General features: G+C 44.9%; 17 protein-coding genes. 7 read left to right on the top strand and 10 right to left on the bottom strand.

Going from position 1 to position 21,033, the window contains the following annotated elements:
- Nucleotides 1–4: 4 nt before the first annotated feature.
- From ACYRYY_RS09875 to ACYRYY_RS09845, 7 genes are all read left to right on the top strand, one after another.
- Nucleotides 5–1,834: an N-acetylmuramoyl-L-alanine amidase gene (locus tag ACYRYY_RS09875; RefSeq protein ID WP_460215430.1), complete on the top strand. Its 1,830-nt coding sequence runs from the start codon at nucleotides 5–7 to the stop codon at nucleotides 1,832–1,834.
- Nucleotides 1,835–2,071: 237 nt separating this feature from the next.
- Nucleotides 2,072–2,362 (top strand): co-chaperone GroES, encoded by a 291-nt coding sequence (gene groES / locus ACYRYY_RS09870; protein ID WP_460215429.1) that lies wholly within the window; start codon nucleotides 2,072–2,074, stop codon nucleotides 2,360–2,362.
- A 22-nt stretch (nucleotides 2,363–2,384) separates the two neighbouring features.
- Nucleotides 2,385–4,028, top strand: coding sequence for a chaperonin GroEL (groL, locus tag ACYRYY_RS09865; protein WP_460215428.1), 1,644 nt, complete (start codon nucleotides 2,385–2,387; stop codon nucleotides 4,026–4,028).
- Nucleotides 4,029–4,219: 191 nt separating this feature from the next.
- Nucleotides 4,220–5,200 carry a RhuM family protein gene (rhuM, locus tag ACYRYY_RS09860; protein ID WP_460215427.1) on the top strand — a complete coding sequence of 327 codons (981 nt, stop codon included), beginning with the start codon at nucleotides 4,220–4,222 and terminating at the stop codon, nucleotides 5,198–5,200.
- Nucleotides 5,201–5,455: 255 nt separating this feature from the next.
- Nucleotides 5,456–6,055, top strand: coding sequence for a hypothetical protein (locus ACYRYY_RS09855; RefSeq protein ID WP_460215426.1), 600 nt, complete (start codon nucleotides 5,456–5,458; stop codon nucleotides 6,053–6,055).
- 77 nt (nucleotides 6,056–6,132) lie between these two features.
- Entirely contained in the window at nucleotides 6,133–6,747 is a 615-nt protein-coding gene (locus tag ACYRYY_RS09850; protein WP_460215425.1) for a DNA-3-methyladenine glycosylase, read from the top strand.
- A 40-nt stretch (nucleotides 6,748–6,787) separates the two neighbouring features.
- A complete protein-coding gene (locus ACYRYY_RS09845) occupies nucleotides 6,788–7,270 on the top strand; it encodes a DsrE family protein (RefSeq protein ID WP_460215424.1) in 483 nt (160 codons plus the stop codon).
- Nucleotides 7,271–7,302: 32 nt separating this feature from the next.
- Here ACYRYY_RS09845 and ACYRYY_RS09840 read toward each other — a convergent pair whose 3' ends face one another.
- The 10 genes from ACYRYY_RS09840 to rpe form a co-directional block, all read right to left on the bottom strand.
- Nucleotides 7,303–7,821, bottom strand: coding sequence for a ferritin (locus ACYRYY_RS09840; RefSeq protein ID WP_460215423.1), 519 nt, complete (start codon nucleotides 7,819–7,821; stop codon nucleotides 7,303–7,305).
- A 16-nt stretch (nucleotides 7,822–7,837) separates the two neighbouring features.
- On the bottom strand, nucleotides 7,838–9,412 hold the full coding sequence (locus ACYRYY_RS09835) for a glycoside hydrolase family 57 protein (protein WP_460215422.1): 1,575 nt from the start codon (nucleotides 9,410–9,412) through the stop codon (nucleotides 7,838–7,840).
- Nucleotides 9,412–10,143: a DUF4912 domain-containing protein gene (locus ACYRYY_RS09830; RefSeq protein WP_460215421.1), complete on the bottom strand. Its 732-nt coding sequence runs from the start codon at nucleotides 10,141–10,143 to the stop codon at nucleotides 9,412–9,414. The genes ACYRYY_RS09835 and ACYRYY_RS09830 overlap by 1 nt, the downstream gene beginning before the upstream one ends.
- Nucleotides 10,140–11,558 (bottom strand): glycogen synthase, encoded by a 1,419-nt coding sequence (locus ACYRYY_RS09825; RefSeq protein ID WP_460215420.1) that lies wholly within the window; start codon nucleotides 11,556–11,558, stop codon nucleotides 10,140–10,142. Before ACYRYY_RS09825 ends, ACYRYY_RS09830 begins: the two co-directional genes overlap by 4 nt.
- Nucleotides 11,555–12,595, bottom strand: a complete 1,041-nt coding sequence (galT, locus tag ACYRYY_RS09820) for a galactose-1-phosphate uridylyltransferase (protein WP_460215419.1) — start codon at nucleotides 12,593–12,595, stop codon at nucleotides 11,555–11,557. Before galT ends, ACYRYY_RS09825 begins: the two co-directional genes overlap by 4 nt.
- A 68-nt stretch (nucleotides 12,596–12,663) precedes the next feature.
- Nucleotides 12,664–14,679 carry an alpha-amylase/4-alpha-glucanotransferase domain-containing protein gene (locus ACYRYY_RS09815; protein ID WP_460215418.1) on the bottom strand — a complete coding sequence of 672 codons (2,016 nt, stop codon included), beginning with the start codon at nucleotides 14,677–14,679 and terminating at the stop codon, nucleotides 12,664–12,666.
- Nucleotides 14,680–14,727: 48 nt separating this feature from the next.
- A complete protein-coding gene (locus tag ACYRYY_RS09810) occupies nucleotides 14,728–16,827 on the bottom strand; it encodes a glycoside hydrolase family 57 protein (protein WP_460215417.1) in 2,100 nt (699 codons plus the stop codon).
- Nucleotide 16,828: 1 nt separating this feature from the next.
- Entirely contained in the window at nucleotides 16,829–19,327 is a 2,499-nt protein-coding gene (locus ACYRYY_RS09805) for a sugar phosphate nucleotidyltransferase (RefSeq protein ID WP_460215416.1), read from the bottom strand.
- A gap of 100 nt (nucleotides 19,328–19,427) precedes the next feature.
- Nucleotides 19,428–19,796: a response regulator gene (locus ACYRYY_RS09800; RefSeq protein WP_460215415.1), complete on the bottom strand. Its 369-nt coding sequence runs from the start codon at nucleotides 19,794–19,796 to the stop codon at nucleotides 19,428–19,430.
- A gap of 510 nt (nucleotides 19,797–20,306) precedes the next feature.
- On the bottom strand, nucleotides 20,307–20,945 hold the full coding sequence (gene rpe / locus ACYRYY_RS09795; protein ID WP_460215414.1) for a ribulose-phosphate 3-epimerase: 639 nt from the start codon (nucleotides 20,943–20,945) through the stop codon (nucleotides 20,307–20,309).
- Between the last annotated feature and the right edge of the window lie 88 nt (nucleotides 20,946–21,033).

The raw sequence follows: 21,033 nt of genomic DNA, 5'->3' as shown, positions 1-21,033 counted from the left end.
CGTGATGAGAAAAATTGTCCTACTGATTTTAATTCTGCTTGCGGTGTTCGCCTCAGCATTCGCCGAAGAGCTGATAGACAAATACAACTCAGCAAAGAATGATCTTGCCTACATTGAAAAATCGTCCAAAGTCACGAGAAAGTCATACGAAAACGTAGCAGACAGGTTCTTTCAGATATATTCAGTACAGCCCACCGGAGCATTGGCAGATGACTCTCTCCACTACACAGCTCAAACATATTACAGAAGCTACAAACGCTTCGGCAGCAGAGACGACCTTCTCAAAACAATACGCCACCTGAACCTTCTGGCGGTTAACTACAGTACAAGGCTCGCATCCCTCGCCTACATACAGCTTGCGGACATCTACATAGCCAGCAAGGATTATCCGTCAGCACGCTTCACTCTTAATAAAATGCTGATAAAGTTCCCTAAATCCGAAGACACTCCTACAGCTAAGAAAAAACTGGAACAGATAAACGAATACATCGCAGCCGCAGAAAGAAAGGAGCGTGCCATCACTCCGCCGCCTTCTGTTACATCGGCACCTGCTGCACAGACAAGCACCAACATCCCTCCGGCAGTGCCTGAACTCAAACCTGATCCGGCGTCCGCTGCCAATGCACCCGACACGCCGCCCTCAAGCACAGACAGCCTTTATGCAGATGATGCCGTAAAAGAAAAAAGCGGTGAAACATATTACGGAGTAAAATCCGGCGACCAGACCGATAAAATTGTTAAAAGTATCCGTCACTTTGCCGCAAGCGACTACACAAGAGTGGTAATTGACCTGAATAAACCCACAGAGTTCATGAAACACTGGCTTAAGGCAAACCCGGAGTTCAACAAGCCGCCGAGGCTTTTCATCGACCTCAAAACCGATTCCATAGACACATCCATCCCGAAAGAGATTGATATAAAAGACGGTCTGCTCCGCTCTGTCCGCTGGGCTCCGAACCGTCCGGGGGTTACCCGCATAGTTCTGGACAGTGATAATGTCAAGGACTTCACTGTTTTTGCAATGAGCAACCCAGACAGAATAGTAATAGACGTCAGCAATCAGGACATAGACAGCAAACCGAAGGAAACACTTGCAACAGCGGAGAGAAATGTCACAAACGACCGTGATCTCTCCAAGGCTACGCTTGCATCAGTTTTCGGGCTTAAGATCCGCCGTATCGTTATAGATGCCGGACACGGCGGAAAAGACCCCGGCGCATCCTATTACGGGCTGAAAGAAAAAGACATAGTTCTGGACATAGCTCTGGAGCTTGAGAAGCTCTTCAAGCAGAATACTAATATTGAAGTACATCTCACAAGAAGGACGGATGTTTTCATTCCCCTTGAAGAAAGAACAGCCATAGCAAACAGGCTCAAGGCGGATATTTTCGTCTCCGTTCATGTTAACGCCAGCAGAAACAAAAACAGCAGCGGGCTTGAAACCTTCGTTCTTAACGTTACCAAGGATCAGACCGCCCTTGAGGTAGCTGCTGCGGAAAACATGGCAACAGAAAAATCCATGAGCGACCTTCAGGGCATCCTTAAAGATATAATGCTTAACTCCAAGCTGGAGGAATCGCTTCTACTCGCGGCAAAAGCGCAGGAATCACTGACACGCTCGGTTTACGGCACAGCAAACCACAGAAACAACAGGGGCGTCAAACAGGCTCCGTTCTATGTCCTTGTGGGTGCGAAAATGCCTTCGATACTTGTTGAAGCAGGCTTTGTTTCCAACAGAGAAGAGGCTAACCTTCTCAAAAGCACTGCTCACAGAAAAAAAATCGCCTACGGTATTTTTCAGGGGCTGCAAAATTACATAGAACTGCATAAATAACCGAAAAAGCCGGCGTTAATCCGTGCATCAGGCCGGATTAACGCATCAAGGCGTCACATGTACACAGCTGTGATTTTTGCCTGACCTCCATACCCATAATTCTATTCACTTTTTCCTTTATTTTTCTCTTGATTTTTTTGTGCTTGATCTATAAAAATAACACTGTTGGCACTCAACACACCAGAGTGCTAATAACTTAAAACAGGCAATTTAATAATAAAATAAAGGAGGAAGAAGATGGCACAGATTAAGCCGCTTCAGGACAGAGTTCTCGTTAAACGCTTCAAAAGCGAAGAGAAAACTGCCTCAGGAATCATCATTCCCGACAGTGCAAAGGAAAAACCCATGGAAGGCGAAGTTGTCGCTACAGGCCCCGGCAAATACCTTGACAACGGAAACAAGGTAGAACTCACTGTTAAAGCAGGAGACAAAGTTCTTTTCAGCAAATATGCCGGAACAGAAGTTAAACTCGGCGATGAAGAATACCTTATCATGCGTGAGGATGACATCCTCGGCATCCTTAACTAATCACACGGAGGGATAAATTACTATGGCTAAGAAAATTGTTTTCGGTGAAGAGGCAAGACGCGCCATCGGAAGAGGCGTAGACAAACTCGCAGACGCAGTTAAAGTCACTCTCGGACCCAAAGGAAGAAACGTTGTAATAGAAAAAAAATTCGGCTCACCCCTTGTTACTAAAGACGGTGTTTCCGTTGCAAAGGAAATCGAGCTTGAAGATCCTCTTGAAAACCTCGGCGCACAGATGGTAAAGGAAGTTGCTTCCAAAACTTCTGACATCGCAGGTGACGGTACAACAACAGCTACAGTTCTTGCTCAGGCTATCTACAGAGAAGGCATGAAAAACGTTGTGGCCGGCGCTAACCCTATGGAGCTCAAAAGAGGTCTTGATAAGGCGGTTACTGCTGTTATTGCTGAACTTAAGAAAATCTCCAAACCTATCGCTGATAAAAAAGAAATTGAGCAGGTCGGCACAATTTCCGCTAACAACGACAAAGAAATCGGCGGAATCATAGCAGAAGCTATGGAAAAAGTCGGCAAAGACGGCGTTATCACAATCGAAGAAAACAAATCAACTGACACAGTTCTTGATGTTGTTGAAGGTATGCAGTTCGATAGAGGCTACCTCTCTCCCTATTTCGTGACAAACCCTGAAAACATGGAAGCAGCTCTCGACAACCCCTACATCCTCATTTATGAGAAAAAAATCTCCAACATGAAGGAAATCCTTCCTGTTCTTGAGCAGCTTGCAAAACAGAATGCTCCTTTCCTTATCATCGCTGAAGATGTTGAAGGCGAAGCCCTTGCAACTCTCGTTGTAAACAAACTCCGCGGCACTCTTAACTGCTGCGCTGTTAAGGCTCCCGGCTTCGGCGACAGAAGAAAAGAAATGCTTAAAGATATCGCTGTTCTTACAGGCGGTCAGGTTATCAGCGAAGACCTCGGCATCAAGATCGATACTGTTACCCTTGATGACCTCGGACGTGCTAAAAAAATCGTTATCGACAAAGAGAACACAACTATAGTTGAAGGCGCAGGCAAAACTGAAGAAATTCAGGCTCGTGTCAACCAGATCAAAAAACAGGCTGAAGACACTACAAGCGACTACGACAGAGAAAAACTTCAGGAAAGACTTGCAAAACTTGTGGGCGGCGTAGCCGTTATCAAAGTGGGCGCAGCGACTGAAACTGAAATGAAAGAGAAAAAAGCCAGAGTTGAAGATGCTCTCAACGCTACAAAAGCAGCAGTTGAAGAAGGAATCGTCCCCGGAGGCGGTGTTGCCCTTATCAAAGCTCTCAAATCTGTTGAAGCTATGAACCTTGACGGTGACGAGCAGATCGGTGTGGAACTTGTAAGAAAAGCTCTTGAGTTCCCCTTAAGACAAATCGTTGCTAACGCAGGCTTCGAGCCCTCAATCATAGTAAACGAAATTAAAAACAACCCCAGCAACAACTACGGCTTCAACGCATACTCTGAAGAATACACAGATATGCTTGCTGACGGCGTTATCGACCCCACAAAGGTTACAAGAAGCGCACTTCAGAACGCTGCATCTGTTGCAAGCCTTATGCTTACTACTGAGGCTCTCATCACTGAGATCCCCGATAAAAAAGAACCCATGGGCGGCGGAATGCCTGACATGGGCGGAATGGGTGGAATGGGCGGCATGATGTAAGCATCTGCTTACCTTTTCACTAAATCTAAATACGCTTAAATAAAGCCCGTAAGCCATATGGTTTGCGGGCTTTTTGTTTGATATGTTTGTCAGTTAGTTTCATTCTTTTCAGCAAGTTGTGTAGCTTTATGGGTATAATAAGGCAGTGTCAGAGCTTCAGTCAGGTTTTGTGCAGGGAGAAAACAAAATACATGAAAAATAAAGTTGAGATTTATAAATCCGGTGATTCATCTGAAATCAGAGTGCAGTTTGATGATAATACCGTATGGCTCAACCAAGAACAGTTATCAGAACTGTTTGGACGAGACAGAACCGTTATCTCCCGCCACATCAAAAATATTTTCAACGAAGGTGAGTTAGATAAAAATGTGGTAAGTGCAGATTTTGCACATACCACTCAGCACGGAGCAATAGCAGGGAAAACACAATCAAAGAATGTTGAATACTATAATCTGGATGTCATTATTTCATTAGGTTATCGGGTAAAGTCGCAACAAGGTGTTCAATTTCGCCAATGGGCAACTGGGAGATTGCGAGATTATCTGGTGCAGGGGTATGCAATCAACGAACGGCGCTTAGCTCAGAAGGAACAGGAGGTTGAATATCTGAAAACCGGTATTCGTATTCTGGGCAGAGCAATAGAAGACAAAATGGACAATGATAATGAGAGACTTTTATCCATATTTGCCAAAGGGCTGACTCTTCTGGATGATTATGACCATGAAACGCTTGATTACAAAGGGAACACGGTAAAAGAAATTATTTATCCACAGGAAGATGACTACCGACAAGTGATCGGGGAAATGTATTCCGGTTTTGAGAGCGATGTATTTGCAAAAGCTAAGGATGATAGTTTTGCCAGCTCTATCGGTCAAATTGCCCAGACTTTTGACGGAGTGGATGTTTATCCATCAATGGAAGAGAAGGCGGCGAATCTGCTCTATTTTATTGTAAAGAATCATTCCTTTGTTGATGGCAATAAACGTATTGCAGCAGCATGCTTTGTTTACTTCCTGAGTATTAATAACGAGTTGCTCTCTGAAAACGGAGAGCAGATCATAAGTAATGAGGCGTTGGCTGCATTGACATTGTTTATAGCAACAAGTAAAGCTGATGAAGCAGACACAGTGAAGCGGCTGATTGTCAGTATTCTTAACCGAGCAAAGAAATGAAAAAGTGTTTCAGGAGTTAACAAATCTCCGGTTTGCGGACTTTTTGTTTGATATGTTTTTCAACGGACTGTATAATTTATTTTATAAAGCAAGTACAGTAAAATGGCTGACAACCAATATCTTTAATCATACAAAGAAATGAATGAAAACTAACGGTGCTTATTGTTAAGTGTGCTGGCTTTGAACTAAGTTCTAAACAAGTTTTTTAATGCTTGAAATTACTTAAACGGAAAATCAATGCAAAGGATAGCTGCAATGTTCAAATTCGAAATTTCTAAGATACTGAAAGAAGCTCAAATTAAATTTAATAAACATGTCGATGGTATAACAATCTCGTTTCCTTTTATTTCATTCTCATTAAAACCAACAGAAAGAGAAAAAATAGTAGCCAGAGAACTATTGATTCGCCTTTCAGACAAAAGAGTCTTAAGCTCAACAGAATGCTGTGATAATTGCATTGATAATTCTTTAACTTCATTGCAGGAAATTCGCAAGGTCTTAATTGATTCACAGGTTAAATTATCTGATTACTATGATGGTGGTTTATATCTATTAATAGAGCTTATAGCAGAGGGAGTTCGTCAATTTATCACTTATGAAGAATATTTAAGAACAAAAATGAAAGAGGATGTTATCCATAGAGAAAATTATAGATCTCCGCATATTCAAGAGCAATACTTTAGTATTTTAGAACAGCTTCGAACTCACATTCGTAGTTGCCTGACACAGATTGCCAATATTGCTGATATGGAAACACCTAAAACAGAAAGCTATTTAAAAGCAGACAATAAGTGGCTACTTTCAATATATAAAAAACCAGAAAATTTCAAAACTAATAAAGGCATGATAAAGTAAACTTAACCACAAAAAGCCTCCTGTCCTCTCAAAAGGCGGGGCTTTTTTTCTTTCGCTGATTCCGCTATTATTATCCCATGAAAAAGCTTGAAGCATCGTTCTTTGACCGCACCCCTTGCGAGGTTGCCCGTGATCTTCTGGGCAAGGTGATATTCCGCCTTTATGACAGTGTGTGGCTCAAGGCGCAGATAATAGAGACAGAAAGCTACTACCTGCATGAAAAAGGAAGCCACGCTTCCCTTGGCTACACAGAAAAACGCAAGGCGCTGTTTATGCCCGCCGGAACAATATACATGTATTACGCCAGAGGCGTAGACTCCCTGAACATGAGCTGCCACGGGGAAGGGAACGCTGTGCTTATAAAATCCGGCTACCCTTACGGAAATGAAGAAGCCATGCTCCGGATGATGAAGCACCTCAACCCATATAAGAGTGACGGGCGTGAAAGGGAAACAGAGAAGCTATGCAGCGGGCAAACCCTTCTCTGTAGATCGCTTGGGCTGAAAGTTCCACAATATGACGCCAAAACATTTGACGACAGCCTGTTCATGGCAGATATGGGTTATGTCCCTGAAAAAATAATTCAGACAACCCGCCTCGGCATACCGAAAGGACGTGACGAGCATCTGCTGTACAGATATATTGATGAAAAATATATGAATTTCTGTACAAAACCGGTCAGGAATACTTAAAATACGGTATAATTTTACAAAAAACTTCAGCGGTGAGAAAATGAAAAAATTTCTGGCTTCGGTTCTTCTGCTGCTTATGTTTGCGGCGGCAGCAATTGCCGATGAAATTCCATCTGAACCACTGGCAGGACTAAGCACAGTCAAAGCGGTAATCGATCTGAATCAGGGTAAGGCAAACCTTCTGGATCTCCGCCTTGTATCCATCAGAAAAACCTATGAAACCCTCAAAAGCGCAGGTATTAAACCCATTTTTATTGTCGTTGTACGGGGCGACGCTTCCGCTTTTATGACTGAGACAGATAAATATATCAGCGCTATGGACACAGGGCTGAAAAAGATAATGCACAAAAGGGTGCATGAGCTTATGGATATGGGAATCCGCTTTCAGCAGTGCGGGCTTTCACTATCAAATATGAAGGTAGACAGGGCAGACGTTCTGCATGACATAGAGATTGTTAAAAACGGATACGTGAGCCTCATAGCCTACCAGAACAAAGGCTATGCTCTCATACCTATGGATTAAAAAAAGCCTCCCGCTAGGGGAGGCTTTGAAGTTTATTGAGCTGTGGTATCTGCGGGCGGGGTGAAAACTCTTGCGGCAAGCTCAGTATCAAGCAGGAAGATGCCGTTTCCGTTACCCTGAACAAGCTTGAGTTTGTCGATAATCTGGTTGACGGAAGCTTCCTCTTCAACCTGCTCGGTCACAAACCACTGGAGGAAAGCGTTTGTTCCGTGATCTCTTTCATCAAGAGCGAGATCCACAAGCTTATATATTCTTTTAGTAACCTCCCTCTCGTGTTCAAGAGTTTCTTCAAATATTGAGAGAAGCGTGTCGTAATCTTTTTTCGGTTTTTTAACAGCTTCAAGCTCGACTTCAGAACTCTGATCAAGTATGAAGTTATAAAACTTCATAGCGTGCATCATTTCTTCCTGATACTGAACATAAAACCAGTTTGCAAAGCCTTTAAGCCCTTTGCTCTCGCAGTGTGCGCTCATGGCGAGATACACATAAGCGGAATACATCTCAAAATTAAGCTGTTCGTTTAGTGCTTTTTCCATCTTCTTGGAAATCATGGTTTCCTCCGTTTTTTCAGGAATATACCCTGAAATCTATTTCGGGAAATATACTGTTTTTTGTTTCCAGCTTCATCAGAAAATCGTAGTCAAAGTCTCTGTTGTCCACCAGTTCTCTGAGCCGGAGAAAATTATGTATATGTTCCTTAGTTCTTCTTACCGAATACTCTGTGGCTGTTTCTGTTGTCATGAGGAAAGCCCAGTCGCTGCTCTGCGCCAGAAAAAGCTCTCTCGCCATCTGGTTAAGGGCACGGTTGAGGAAGTCTTCCTTTGTGCCGCTGTGCAGACGGGCAAGGCTCACCATCGCATCCGCCATAAAATGCAGGTGACGGTAAATCCACTCATTACCGTTGTTCAGCCATACGTCATAATAGCCTTTATCGCCCCATGAAGAGGGGTTCACCTCAACCATCTGATTGGTCGGAAATTCAGCGAGATATTCCATAGGGGTCACTGCTGTTATCTCCGGATTTTTATCTATCTCACGGAAAACATTTGCGAGGAAATCAGGTCCCTCAAACCACCAGTGCCCGAAAAGCTCTGCATCATAAGGTGAAACCACAAGCGGTTTCCTGTCCATGAGCCCGTTGAGCTCCTTAATCTGCTTTTCTCTCTCCGCAGCAAAATGTGCGGCGTGCTCTGCCGTTTTGCTTTTTGCCGCTTCAGGATCGTATATCTCTTTATATTCACTGTTTCCGGTGATTTTATGATACTTCATCCCCGTGAAAACTCTTGTTCCGTCGGGGCTTATGTACGGAGCTATATATTCTGAATCAAGATCATAGCCTATGTCACGGTAAAAATCCCTGTAGCATGTATCCCCCGGATAGCCTTCCTTGCTGCTCCACACCTGCTTTGAGGAGTAATAGTCACGCCCGAAGGCTGCGACACCGTTTGAGGTGTAAACGGGAGCATACACACCGTAGCGGGGTCTGGGCTTGGAATAGAGAACTCCATGTGTATCAACGAAGAAATAACGTATTCCGTAATCTGCAAGCACCTTTTCAAGCCCTGCATAATAAGCGCATTCCGGCAGCCATATTCCTTTGGGCGGCGTGCCGAATTTCTTCTCATGGCTTTTCACGGCAAGCTCAATCTGCGCCCTTACAGCATTATCACCATTCATCAGCGGCAGAAAACCGTGGGTAAACCCGCAGGTGATTATTTCGAGGCTGCCCTTATTCATGAAGTATTTATAGCCGTTGAGAACATTCCTGCCCAGAAAACCGTGATAAAACTCTTTAAGACGCTCAAAACGTTCAAGATACATCCAGGCAACACGGTTCTGCGCACGATCGCCGGATGTTCTTTCTTTCTCTTTATTTGCAAGCTCAATTAGCCTGTCCAGATATTTTTCAAACCTCTGCATAAGCATGCCGTCTGAAAGCATATCAGCAAGAGGAGGAGTCACGGAGACTGTAACACGGAAAGGAACTCCTTCCTCCTCAAGCTTTTTCATGTTCATCAGAAGAGGCAGATAAGTTTCGCTTATCGCCTCGTAAAGCCAGTGTTCTTCCAGAAAGTAGTCAAATTCAGGATGCTTCACAAAGGGAAGGTGCGAGTGAAGAACCAACATCCAGCAGCCGGACATTATCTACCCTCTCTTTTAGCTGTCATGCCGGAGGAAGAGGCGTTTGTTTCAAGAAAACGCATTACCTCCTGAAATATACGGACGCTTCCCGGAACGGCGGAATCAAGCTCGTTCACACCGGAAAGGCGGTATATATCCTCAATTTTTTCCCCTACTGTCATCCATGTTTCCTCATCAATCATTTCGCTTATTTTATCAGACGGCATACGTACTTTCCGTGAATGAGCCACGGCAAAATAGTTGCCTTTATTATCCATGAGCCCTATTTCAGCCCAGATCAGCCTGTCCGGCACATAGAGATCGAAAAACCAGTTGCCGTATCTGCCCACACGGACACTGGCAAGCTCCTCTCCTGAGTCTGTTTCATTTCCGCCGAAGACCTTCAGCACAAACGAAATCTCAGGGCTCTCATGCTGAACCTTAAATCGGTTTACAGTGTTGTCCGCCACTTCCCAGTACACGTATTCTTTACGTGGGTTGACGGGAAGCAGAACCGCCGTATCTATCTGATACCTGTCGGGTATGGGATATTCCGGAGGGCTTATTTTTTCCGGCAGAACAGGGGAAGGATGAACCTTGTGCTGCTCCGTGCTGGAATGTGTCTTATTATCGGACATAGCCTTATCAAGAGCTTGTTCAAGCTCTTCCTTGGTCATTTTGGACCTGTTTGCCAAATTAAGCTCCACAGCAAGCCTGTAAAGCTCTTTCTTAGTCATTTCAGAGAGATTCATGTTCCTCCTCCGTCCGGTGACTGGTAAATTTCGAGGTACTGTGCCGCTGCTCTCTCCCATGAAAAATCAGCGCAACATGAGGATTCCATAACCTTCTGCGTTAAATCGCCCGTGCTGTACAGCCTGATAGCTTCATCAACCTTGTTCAAAAGTTCCACTACTGTATATTCATTCATAACCAGTGCGCACCCGTTATCCGTGAAGCACTTAACCGTATCCTCGGTTCCGCCTGAAGGGTTTACCAGAGGCACGGCTCCGTACCGTGTTCCTATGAGATGAGAAGAGCCGAAAGGTTCATAAACCGAAGGCGCCAGTATAAAATCCGCTGCGGCGAACAGTCTGTGCGCCAGTGCATGATCATACTTGGTGTGGATAAAAAAATTGCCGAAACTGTCAGCAAGTTTTTTGATAATCCGCACGTATGATTTGTCGCCGTGACCGAGGATGAAGAAATCAGCCTCTTTCTGCGCCAGATCCGCAGCAGCATCAAGCACAAGCTCCAATCCCTTTCTGTTGCTCATTCTGCCTATCATAACAAAAAGAGGCCTGTCAGGGTGGATGCCGAAGCTTTCCGCCAGCCCCTTTTTGCACTCTTTTTTCCAGTTGTTCCCGCCGCCGGTTCTGCATTTTATATATGGATCAGCTGCGGGGTTCCATACATTATAATCTATGCCGTTGAGTATTCCTTTCAACTTATATGAATACTTTGCGATTATTCCTTCCATACCTCCGGCAAATCCTTCGGTCTGGATATCTCGTGCATAGGCGGGACTCACGGTGGTTATTAAGTCAGCGTAAACTATGCCCGCCTTGAGGAAACTTATCTGCCCGTAGAACTCAATACCTTCAATGTCATAAACCTCCCATGGGAGATTAAGCTCTTCCAGATCCATACGCTGAAAAAGTCCCTGACACTGAACATCGTGTATAGTAAAAACTGTCTTCCACTTCATATCCCTGAACAGCAGTGAGGTATAAAGAGGAACAAGCCCCGTCTGCCAGTCATGGCAGTGGATCACATCAGGGGAGGTGGAGCCTCCTGCAAAATAGAAAAGGCATGCCTGAGAAAAGGCAGCATATCTTAAGTCATTATCTGCATAGTCAAAATCTCCGGAACCGTATATACCCCCACGTCCGAAAAGCTCAGTATTGCCGAAAAAAAGATACTCAACTCTGTTTACAAGAGCCCTGTGAACCGCAAACTCGTATTCCCGCTCTCCGGCGCTGACATTTATACGTACTTCGGTATCTGCTATTTCACCGGCTTCTCTATCCGTCAGCAGATAAAGAGGAACGCATATCCTCACTCTGTGCCCTGCCGATGCCTGAGCTGAAGCAAGTTTTTCTATGAATGTGCCCAAGCCGCCGGTCTGGACAAACGGTGCGGCTTCACCTGCAATGTGCGCTATGTTCATGAGCCGCCCGCCTGTCTTAAATATTCCGCAGCCTCTTCAGGGCGTACGGGATTTATATGAAAACCTGTCCCCCACTCAAAACCGGCATATCCGGTGAGTCTTGGAGCTATTTCTATGTGCCAGTGGTAGTCAAACTTTATACTGTGCCAGAAGTCAGGCTTGCCGGGGCGGTAGTTCAGCGGGGGCGATGTATGTATAACCATATTCAGCGGCGGATCTTCAAGTACCTTGTCCAGCCGGTGAAAAATCTCTGTTATCATATCAGCCAGACTGGTAAGCCCGCTTTCTGTTATTACTGCAAAGCTATGGCTGTGCTGTTTAGGATATATGGACAGTTCAAAGGGAAAGCTTGAAGCATATGGGCAGAAAGCTATAAACTCCTGATTTTCATACACTATGCGGCTGTTATCCTTATGCTCCTGCTCAAGTATATCGCAGAAGATGCAGCGTTCCTTGCGCCTGTAATGCTCTTTTGCGCTGCGGAGCTTGGTTTTAAGCATATTCGGTACCACAGGCAGGGCTATAACCTGCGAATGGGGATGAATAATATTAGTTCCGAATCCAAGTCCGTAGTTTTTAAAAGGCATGATGTAGCGGAAGCGGGTATCGTTAGAGAGATCCCGCACCCTTTCCCTGAAGGTGTAAAAAAGGTTGTAGACCGTCATTCTGTCATAAGTTTTAAGACGCATGGAATGAACGGGAGTATCAATTATAACCTCATGGGCACCGATACCCGTCACTGTGTCATATATTCCGCTGCCGCTCCGTTTAAGCTCACCCTCTATGCCGAAGGCAGGATATTTGTTGGGAACCACGCGGGTAAGCCAGTTGCCGTCATTCTTTTTGCCAAAGGGGCGCAAGGCATAAATCTCATTCGGGGTATGAACTTCGTTTCCGTAGCAGAAGGGGCAGTTTATCTGCGCTTTTTCACTGTGAAAATCATGCCGCTCCACAAGGAAATCATGGGGTCTGCGGCTTCTTTCAGTGGCGATTACACTCCATTTTTGTTTAACAGGGTCAAACCTCAGTTCTGACATTCTGCTCCCTTCCAATCATTAATTGTATAAATATAATAATATACCTGTAGTTTCAGCCGATCAACCGATCATTCCACAGTAATTCTGCCGGAAAACCTTACATTTCCCTTAAATTTCATCGGAATGAACAAAGACAACCCCTGCGCAGTCAGATCCACCCCTTTTTCCGACTGGGAAACAGTGGAAAAAACGTAAGATTCTGCGCCTTTGGCATTAGTATTAAGGATGATTTTCCCCGTGATGCCGTCAGTTATTTCAAAGTTTCCGCCCTTATGGCAAACTCCGCACCCCTCACCATTTACCGTAATGCCTGTCATGTCCCAGAGGTGAAAATTCATCTCGCAGACATACACAAGCTCTGCCGGACAATCGGTTCGGATATCTATCTCAAAGTCTATACCGTTATCTTCAAAGGAGTATTTCTTCACAATCTCTGCCTTGTGGGCTCTGCCGTCATGGTATATACCGCCCGAACGCTTAAAGGTCAGGGTTCTTTCCTCTGCTGTCATCTCCGCAGGCTGATTGGTGAAATCGGACATTTCACCGAAAGCACATAATGCAAACTGTTCAGCGTCAAATTCCTCTGTTACATGGTCTATGAATGAATTTTTATTGTACCAGTCATAAACAAGGAGACTGCGCATTTCATCTGTTATCTCCACATTCAGGTCATGGATTGTGGAGATACCGCTCTTATCATCATCCGTCTTTTCTTTCAGGAGAGCTGCATGGTATGCCTCTTTCCTTCTGGCGATGGTGTTTACAAGGTTTACATTATTCCGCTTCAGCTCAAGGGTGGTCATCTGCCCGCAGTCCCTTGATGTGAATGAGGCGTTGAAGTTTTCCATGCGGATGTAGGCATCATCATAACCGTCATAATCGAGATCCGCTGTTTCCACGCCTGCATTCTGTTTTCCTGCGATGCGCTCGTACTGCTTTTCAGCCTCTATTATAAAGCTCCATGAATTATTTCTAAGGTTAGGCAGATAAAGCCCGCCGAATATCCCGTGCCAGAGGGCATCATTGCACTGCGCCTTGTAGAGTGCCTCGGTAAGAGCCTCATCATCTGCTTCAGCAGCATATGCACTTAATCTCAAAGCTCTTTTATGAATACGGTTGCTCTCCGGATATTTTGAGAAGAAGTTTTTCCATATTCCGCCTTTGACGAATACTTCTGCCGTATCTTCCAGCCTCTCTTCCTTAAGATGCTCCTGAAGCTTTTCCATTTCGGCTATTCTGCCGGTAAAAAGCGACCATTCGCCCATTTCGTAATATGATGTAACGGGCAGATACGCAAGCCCGGAAGGCTTCACGCCGCCTGCGACCTCGCCGAAAAATGCAAATTCGCATTTTTCAGATGATATAACGGAATCCAGAAACCTTTCAAGCCAGCCATCTTCATATACCCATTCGTATGTATGCGGCCATACGCCGAACTTTTCTCCGTCATCGAAAATAACAGAGCATTTTCCGCCGTTGTCTGCTGTTTCCTCCAGATATTCAACAATCCCGCCCTCTTCCTTAAAAGGAATAAGGTACCGCAGATTTTTATCTATGGGAAAAAGGTTTACCCTTTTGCCGTCCTGTTCGGTTATGTAGTAACCGTTCAGCATCTCTTTGTAGTATCCTGCAGAAATGAAGTGGTAGTCATCCACAATCATGTTCCGCACACCAACCTCTGCAACATCGGTGATAATGGCAGGATCCCAAACACGCTCTGTAAGCCACAGTCCCTCCGGCATCTGCCCGAAGTGGTTGTTTATATACCGGCTGAGTTTCTCTATCTGCCCTTTTCTGTCACCTGAAGGTATGGCTGACAGCACAGGCTCGTAATATCCGCCTGTGAAAAACTCAATCTGGTTATTGTCAGTGAGTCTCTTCATGTTGTTGAATACAGCCTTGTGGTTCTGCCTGATATAGTCCAGAAGCCATCCGCTGTAATGTGCGGCAAAACGAAATTTCGGATACAGCAGCGCTGTCTCCATAAAAGGTGCGTAGCAGCGTTCCACTGCCTCATCCACCACATGACTGAAGTTACCCACCGGCTGGTGGCAGTGTATTCCGAAAAGAAAAGGCATTTTCATATTATTTTCCCTGTTTATATATGCGGAGCTTGCAGCAACGCAGAGTTTTTATACTATCCAGTCGTCTCCGAAGTTGTCCCAGAGATCGACCTCGACCATATTGTACTGAGGGGCACGCTCAACCGTTTCACCGTCTTTAATCAGACGGAAAACTATGTATATCCTTCCTGTGTTGTCAGGCATGTTTTTATGCGGCAGGGCAACTTCCGCTATGCGGTTTATGCCCCAGAGTGCGCCGCCGCCGTTTCCGCCTGTGCCTGTATCCAGAGGAATCCGGTATTTAGCAGGGCTGCTTCCCGTAATCTCCGCCTCTATTTCATATCCATTATCCAGTATTCCGTTGAAGCTCCCCTCAATGCGGAGATAAAGGTTTTCTTTGTCATACCCGAAAAAGAGTCTGCGGAGAATGTTTGATGAAGCGTGCATGGCTCCGGCGTCAAACTTGAGATCAAACTCCCCTGCACTGAGCCACTCAAAAAAACTTGTTACTTCGCCGTCCGGCACTGCCGTGAGGTAATACTTCGGCTTCCTGATAAGCCCTGATTTATATGAGCGTTTTATGGGGATGTAAAGCTCCTGCGGAATCTCTGTCCCTAGGATTTTATATGTATTAATGAGATAACCTCTGAAGAGCTTATCAAAGACATCTGCCTGAAGGCTGAAATGGTCATCCCCGAACCACCAGAACCAGTCGCTCCCTTCGGCTATGTGTATCTCATTCATTGCTTTTTCTTTTATTGCTGCGTTTTGTTCCCTGTCAACAGCCTGACGAGCGGCATTAAGCAGACGCCACGCCTCGTTTTTTTCCCTGTGACCGAGCCATGTTGTAAAATTGCCGTATATCCATGAACCTGCACGTATTTTACCAAGTCTGCTTTCCGGCACATCCTGAAGATTCATCGCCTCTGACATGGTCACGGTGTTTATCCATTTTTCTTTCTGTATCCTTTCATAAAGGGCACGGAAAAATCTTTCTCCGTTTTCGGGGTAATATTCCCATGCGTTTTCCCCGTCCAGAATTACCGGAACAAGGGTTGACTCATCCACTGACTCATAAATTACTTTCAGCTTCGCCACAAAATCATTCGCAGCCTTGTCAGCATCCTGACCGCTGTATGTGAAGCCTATGAGGTCACTCAGCAGTTTATCACGGAAGAATATATCAATCCGCCCGCTTTGAGTTCCGTAGTAGTGCCGCCTGTAAAGCTTTTTTCTTTCGGACGATACGGAGAAATTGAACCCTGCGGAGCCTGCGAGAACATCCTCATCGCTGGCTATCCATTTTATACCGTTTCCGGCAAACAATTCTGCCGCCCGTCCGCTTATACTTCCCTCCGCAGGCCACATGCCCGAAGGTTTGCGTTCAAATATCTTTTCATAATACCTGACCGCTTCCTCCACATGCCACTGCGGATCACGTCCGAAATCGCCGAACGCCGAAGGCATAGGTATCTCCGGCAAAGCTTCCTTTGCAGAGTCCAGATCTATCAGAAGAGGCAGTATAGGATGGTAAAACGGAGTAACAGATACCTCGATAATCCCTTCATTCTGCAATTCGCTGTAGAGTGGGACAATACGTTTAACCGCCTCGCATAAGGTTTCCATCAGGCTGACTTTATCATTCTGAGAGAAGCCTGCTCCTTTTGATATAAGATTTGCAATCAACGGATATTCCGTTCTGAAGAAATTACCTGTCCAGCTAAGGAGATAAAGCACCTGCAAATCCAGAATCTCGGCATCGCTGAAAAGCCTTTCTGTGTTCTCGAACATTCCGCTGCGGCTGTTTTTGCTGTAAAGCTCCGCATATCTGCGGAAAGGAGCTATCATATTGGCAAAATTTGCCATAAAAAGCTGAGGCACAAATCCGCATCTCTCCTCATGTGTGAGATCTGCGGGTTTTTTCAGCATGGTTTTAAAAAATATGTCGTCAACGTTTATATCTTCGTAGTCCTTAAGCTGAACAAGAAGAGAAGGGACAAGGTTAAAGGTCTGCCTTATCCCTTTGTAGTCTTTGAGGTATCGGGGAATCTCATAGTAGTCCTTTATGGCATGAAGAAAAACCCACGGCATGTGGTATGTTCCATTCTGTCCGTCCTTATAAAAAGGCTGGTGCATATGCCATAAAAAAGCGAGATTCAGTTTCTTCATACTAGGACTGTTCCTCCAGCCAGAGCTGAATTTTGTCTATGTATTCATCCTGCAGCTTCTTTCCTTCGGCTTCGCTCATAGACTCTACATAAACATGGACATTAGCTGAATACTGGTCGGGGACCATATGAACCCAACCTTTTTCACCGAACATTATCTTTATGCCGTCCAGAAAAGACGCTTCCTTATCCATTGCCTCTTCACTCATTTTCCTCATAAGGAATCCCTTAAGCTCCAGAGGGCAGTTAATAACATTATGCACAAAGTAATACGTGGGAATAAGCTTCATGATATCAGAAACGCTTATATTCACCTTCGCAAGCAACTCAAGAATTTTAACAGAAGCGAACATTGAGTCCGTGTTTGTTCCGTTATCCGTAAACATGTAGTTGTTGTTCAGGTTGCCTACAAAGTCAAAATTCCTCAGATATTCACTTTTAAGACCTGCCACTTTGCCTCTCACTATCTCAGTATGCTTCAGTTCAGCATCAAGAACCGTGGGGGCGTAGGCCGGCAGATAGACTTTAATTTTCTTTTTGGCAGTGAGATCCATAAGCTTGAGGATAAACATCAGCGCCCTGTCAGAACGCAGGCTTTTTCCCTCGTTAGTGATGATATTAAGCCTTTCGCCGTGGGGATATACGACAAAGCCGAGATCAGCCTCCATAACTTTCACAATATCGGACACCTCTTTGATCGAGGTAGCGAGCTGATGGATGGTTTTGGAGAGCTTTTTCTCATCCTGATAAGCGTTAAGGATTACTGAGTCAGTGCCGGTCTTATTCAGAATTTCGGGATAAACATTATCCGTAGTTCCGTTCATAAGATCTACCACAAGCTTAAATCTGCGAGCCTTAACCAGAGCCAGGTCGATATTCCGCATGAAGCTTTCACGGTAAAATTCTTTTACCATAGGCTGTTCGTATATCTCACCTATCTCCTCGTGGGAAGCACGGCGGAAGTTCTCACGGAAAAAAACACGCTCTATATTTTTCTCAAAATTTGAATCTATCGTTGTTCCATGCTCATCAAAGAATAATATTTCAGTATGAGTGGAATCGGTCTGCGACTGGCGGAAATATACACCGGCGACCTCGCCAAAAGTTGAAAGCTTATGAGTCATAACAGGCAGCGGAGACATACGCACATCTGTTGCGTTTACACCTGTTGAAAGCAGACCGCCGAGAAAGCAGCGCTTAAGCATCCGTGAGCCCCTGTGGTAATCCCTGCTTAAAAGCACCCTTGAACCCGCCGGAAGCTGGCTGCCGAATGCGGAACCAAGCTTGGCTGCAAGTTCCGGACTCATCTCCACATTTGTACGTGCGGAAACCTTGCCGCCTTCAAATATAGACTTCTTCCATTTATCGCCCCAGATCAGGTTGCTGCTCACTATTGAGCTCTCTTCTATCTGCTTGTTAGGCCACACCATAACGTCTTTTTCAAAAATGACATAATTGCCCACTTCCGTATCCTGAGCGATAATGAATCCGCTTTCGCCCAGAACCTTTTTACCGAGCTTCACACCGTTGCAGAGAACAGCGTTTTTTATATTGCAGGAGTAGCCTATCTCAACATTATTCCAAAGAATAGAGGAGCTTACAGAGGTTTCATCACCGATGGAGCAGCCGCTGCCTATCACAGTGTCTTTGATTTTGGCATTTTTACCCACAGAGCATCCGTCACCAAGAAGCACGAGCCCCTCAAAGACTGTACCCTCGCCGACTTCCACATCCTTTCCCATGTAGCATACTCCGCCCGCCTGCTCCTCAGCAGTTCCGTTCAGAGGAAGCTCCACTTCTCCTGCCAGTATATCCTGCAATGCCGCACGGTATGAATCGGGGTTGCCCACATCACGCCAGTAGCCTTTTGCATTGTAACCGTAAATTTTTGTTCCCCCTGCCATGAGTTTAGGAAACAGATCTTTTGAAAAGTCGAAGTTGCTGTTTTCAGGTATGTATTTAAGCACTTCAGGCTCAAAAACATATATTCCCGTATTTATTGTATCGCTGAAAACTTCACCCCAGCCCGGCTTTTCCAGAAAACGGACTATCTGCCCGTCTTTATCAGTAATAACCACACCAAACTGAAGAGGATCAGGCACGGAGGTAAGTGTGATAGTGGCTTTTGACTGTTTGAAATCATGATAGCCGATTATTTCCTGTATGCTGAAATCCGTAATGAGATCACCGCTTACGACTATAAAGCGCTCATCCAGATATGCTTCCGCTTTTTTAACTGCTCCCGCTGTTCCGTAATCATCATCCGGCTGAACATAGCGGATGTTTACACCTTTGCCGCTGCCGTCACCGAAGTAGCTTTTTATTACTTCCGGCTTGAAATAAAGCAGGATAACGATATCAACAATCCCTGCATTTTTCAGGGAGTCAATAATGTACTCCATCATAGGTTTGTTCATAACCGGAATCATCGGTTTCGGAACACTGGATGTCAGGGGCTGAATCCTTGTTCCGAATCCGCCGGCCATAACCACTGCTTTCATTATATTCCCTCGTTATTTATCTTGTTTTTATCTGCGGGCGCAGTTTCAGCGCCGTTATATCTATCCTGACAGTCGTATTTATCATTAATTCTCACAGAAATCAGACTTTACTCTTCTTGATCACGGCGGAAATTTCGTTCAGAAGCGAGTCCAGATCAGAAGGCGACTTAACCCAGTATCCGTCTGCCAGCCATGTGGAAAAGTCATCCTGATAAGCGCTGTACGCCGTCGCAAGTATAGTTTTGACACCTTTATACTTTTTGGTGATTTCCTGAAGAATGTCAATCCCGCTCTCACCTTTAAGTTTTATATCGAGAAGAATAACATCGATTTTCTCTTTCTCAAGAACCTTAAAGCACTCGGCACTGTTTGAGGCTTCAAAAACCTTGTAACCGTTGTCTTCAAGCTCTGTGCGGTAAAGCAGCCTTATTTCCGACTCATCGTCGACAACCAATACCGAATATGCCATATGAACCTCCTGTCTTACTTAATAACTAAAAAAACTACGTCCTGTGTTTTTTTAGTACACGCTCGCGGTCTGTGAAACAGACCTTCGCTTCGCACGGCGTAGACACTTCCTGTGTCTACCTTAATAACTAAAAAAACATACGTCCTGTAGTTTTTGCTTACTTGTTCGCAAGCTGCACAGCAGACCTTCGCTACACACGGCGTAGGCACTTCCTGTGTCTACCTTAATAACAAAAAGCCTGACCCTTCCACGTCATTCTGCCGCAGAAGCAGGCTGTATTAAGACTGAAAATGCCCGAAAACAGCCCAGTCTTCGAGCGTTTGCCCTACCGCCTGTTTTATTCAGCCTTTTTCTCATGCTTCAACAAAAAGCACCATAAGCAGCTAAAAAAGAAACATAAGTAACTTTGTAAGAATTATACCATGCTGAAAGAACACTCGGCAACACGATAAGGGATTGTCTTATTTTGAAAAATGTTAAAAAGTGTTAAATGTTAGGGGAAAGCTTAGACTACTTGAGAGATTTTATTGCGTCAGCGTATGAAGATGCACCAAAAACATAGCTTCCCGCCACGACAGCACCACAACCTGCGTCAGCAAGAATATTTACATTTTTGTCTGTAACTCCGCCGTCAACTTCTATTATGAGATCAGGGTTAAGAGCTTGTTTCATTTCAGCAAGTTTTGCCACCTTACTAACTGAACTTTCGATAAACTTCTGACCGCCGAATCCCGGGTTCACAGACATAATTAGAACCATATCAAGGCACGGGAGAATTTCCTCAAGGACAGAAACCGGAGTATGAGGATTAAGAGACACACCCGCCTTACAGCCGTGAACTTTGATCTCGCTCACTGTTCTGTGAAGGTGTGTGCATGCTTCATAATGCACAGTGATAAGGTTTGAGCCTGCATCAGCGAAGTCTTTGATATATCTGTCAGGATCGATGATCATAAGATGCACGTCAAAAGGCTTCCGGGTGGTTTTGCGAAGATGTTTCACCACAGGTGCGCCGAAGGTGATATTGGGCACAAATACGCCGTCCATGACATCAAGGTGGATCCAATCCGCCCCGCCGTCGTCAATGGCTTTTATCTCTTCTGCCAGTCTCGAAAAATCTGCGCTTAATATAGAAGGTGCAACTATCATCGGGCTATGATATTCATCAGCGTATGAATGTCAACAAATTAAAAACGCATATGCTGATTTTACAATTTTTATATAACAACTGTACCTA

The sequence above is a fragment of the Geovibrio sp. ADMFC3 genome (assembly GCF_054687035.1).
Note: the sequence above shows the minus strand (reverse complement) of the source record. Positions and strands in the feature narration are given on the sequence as shown.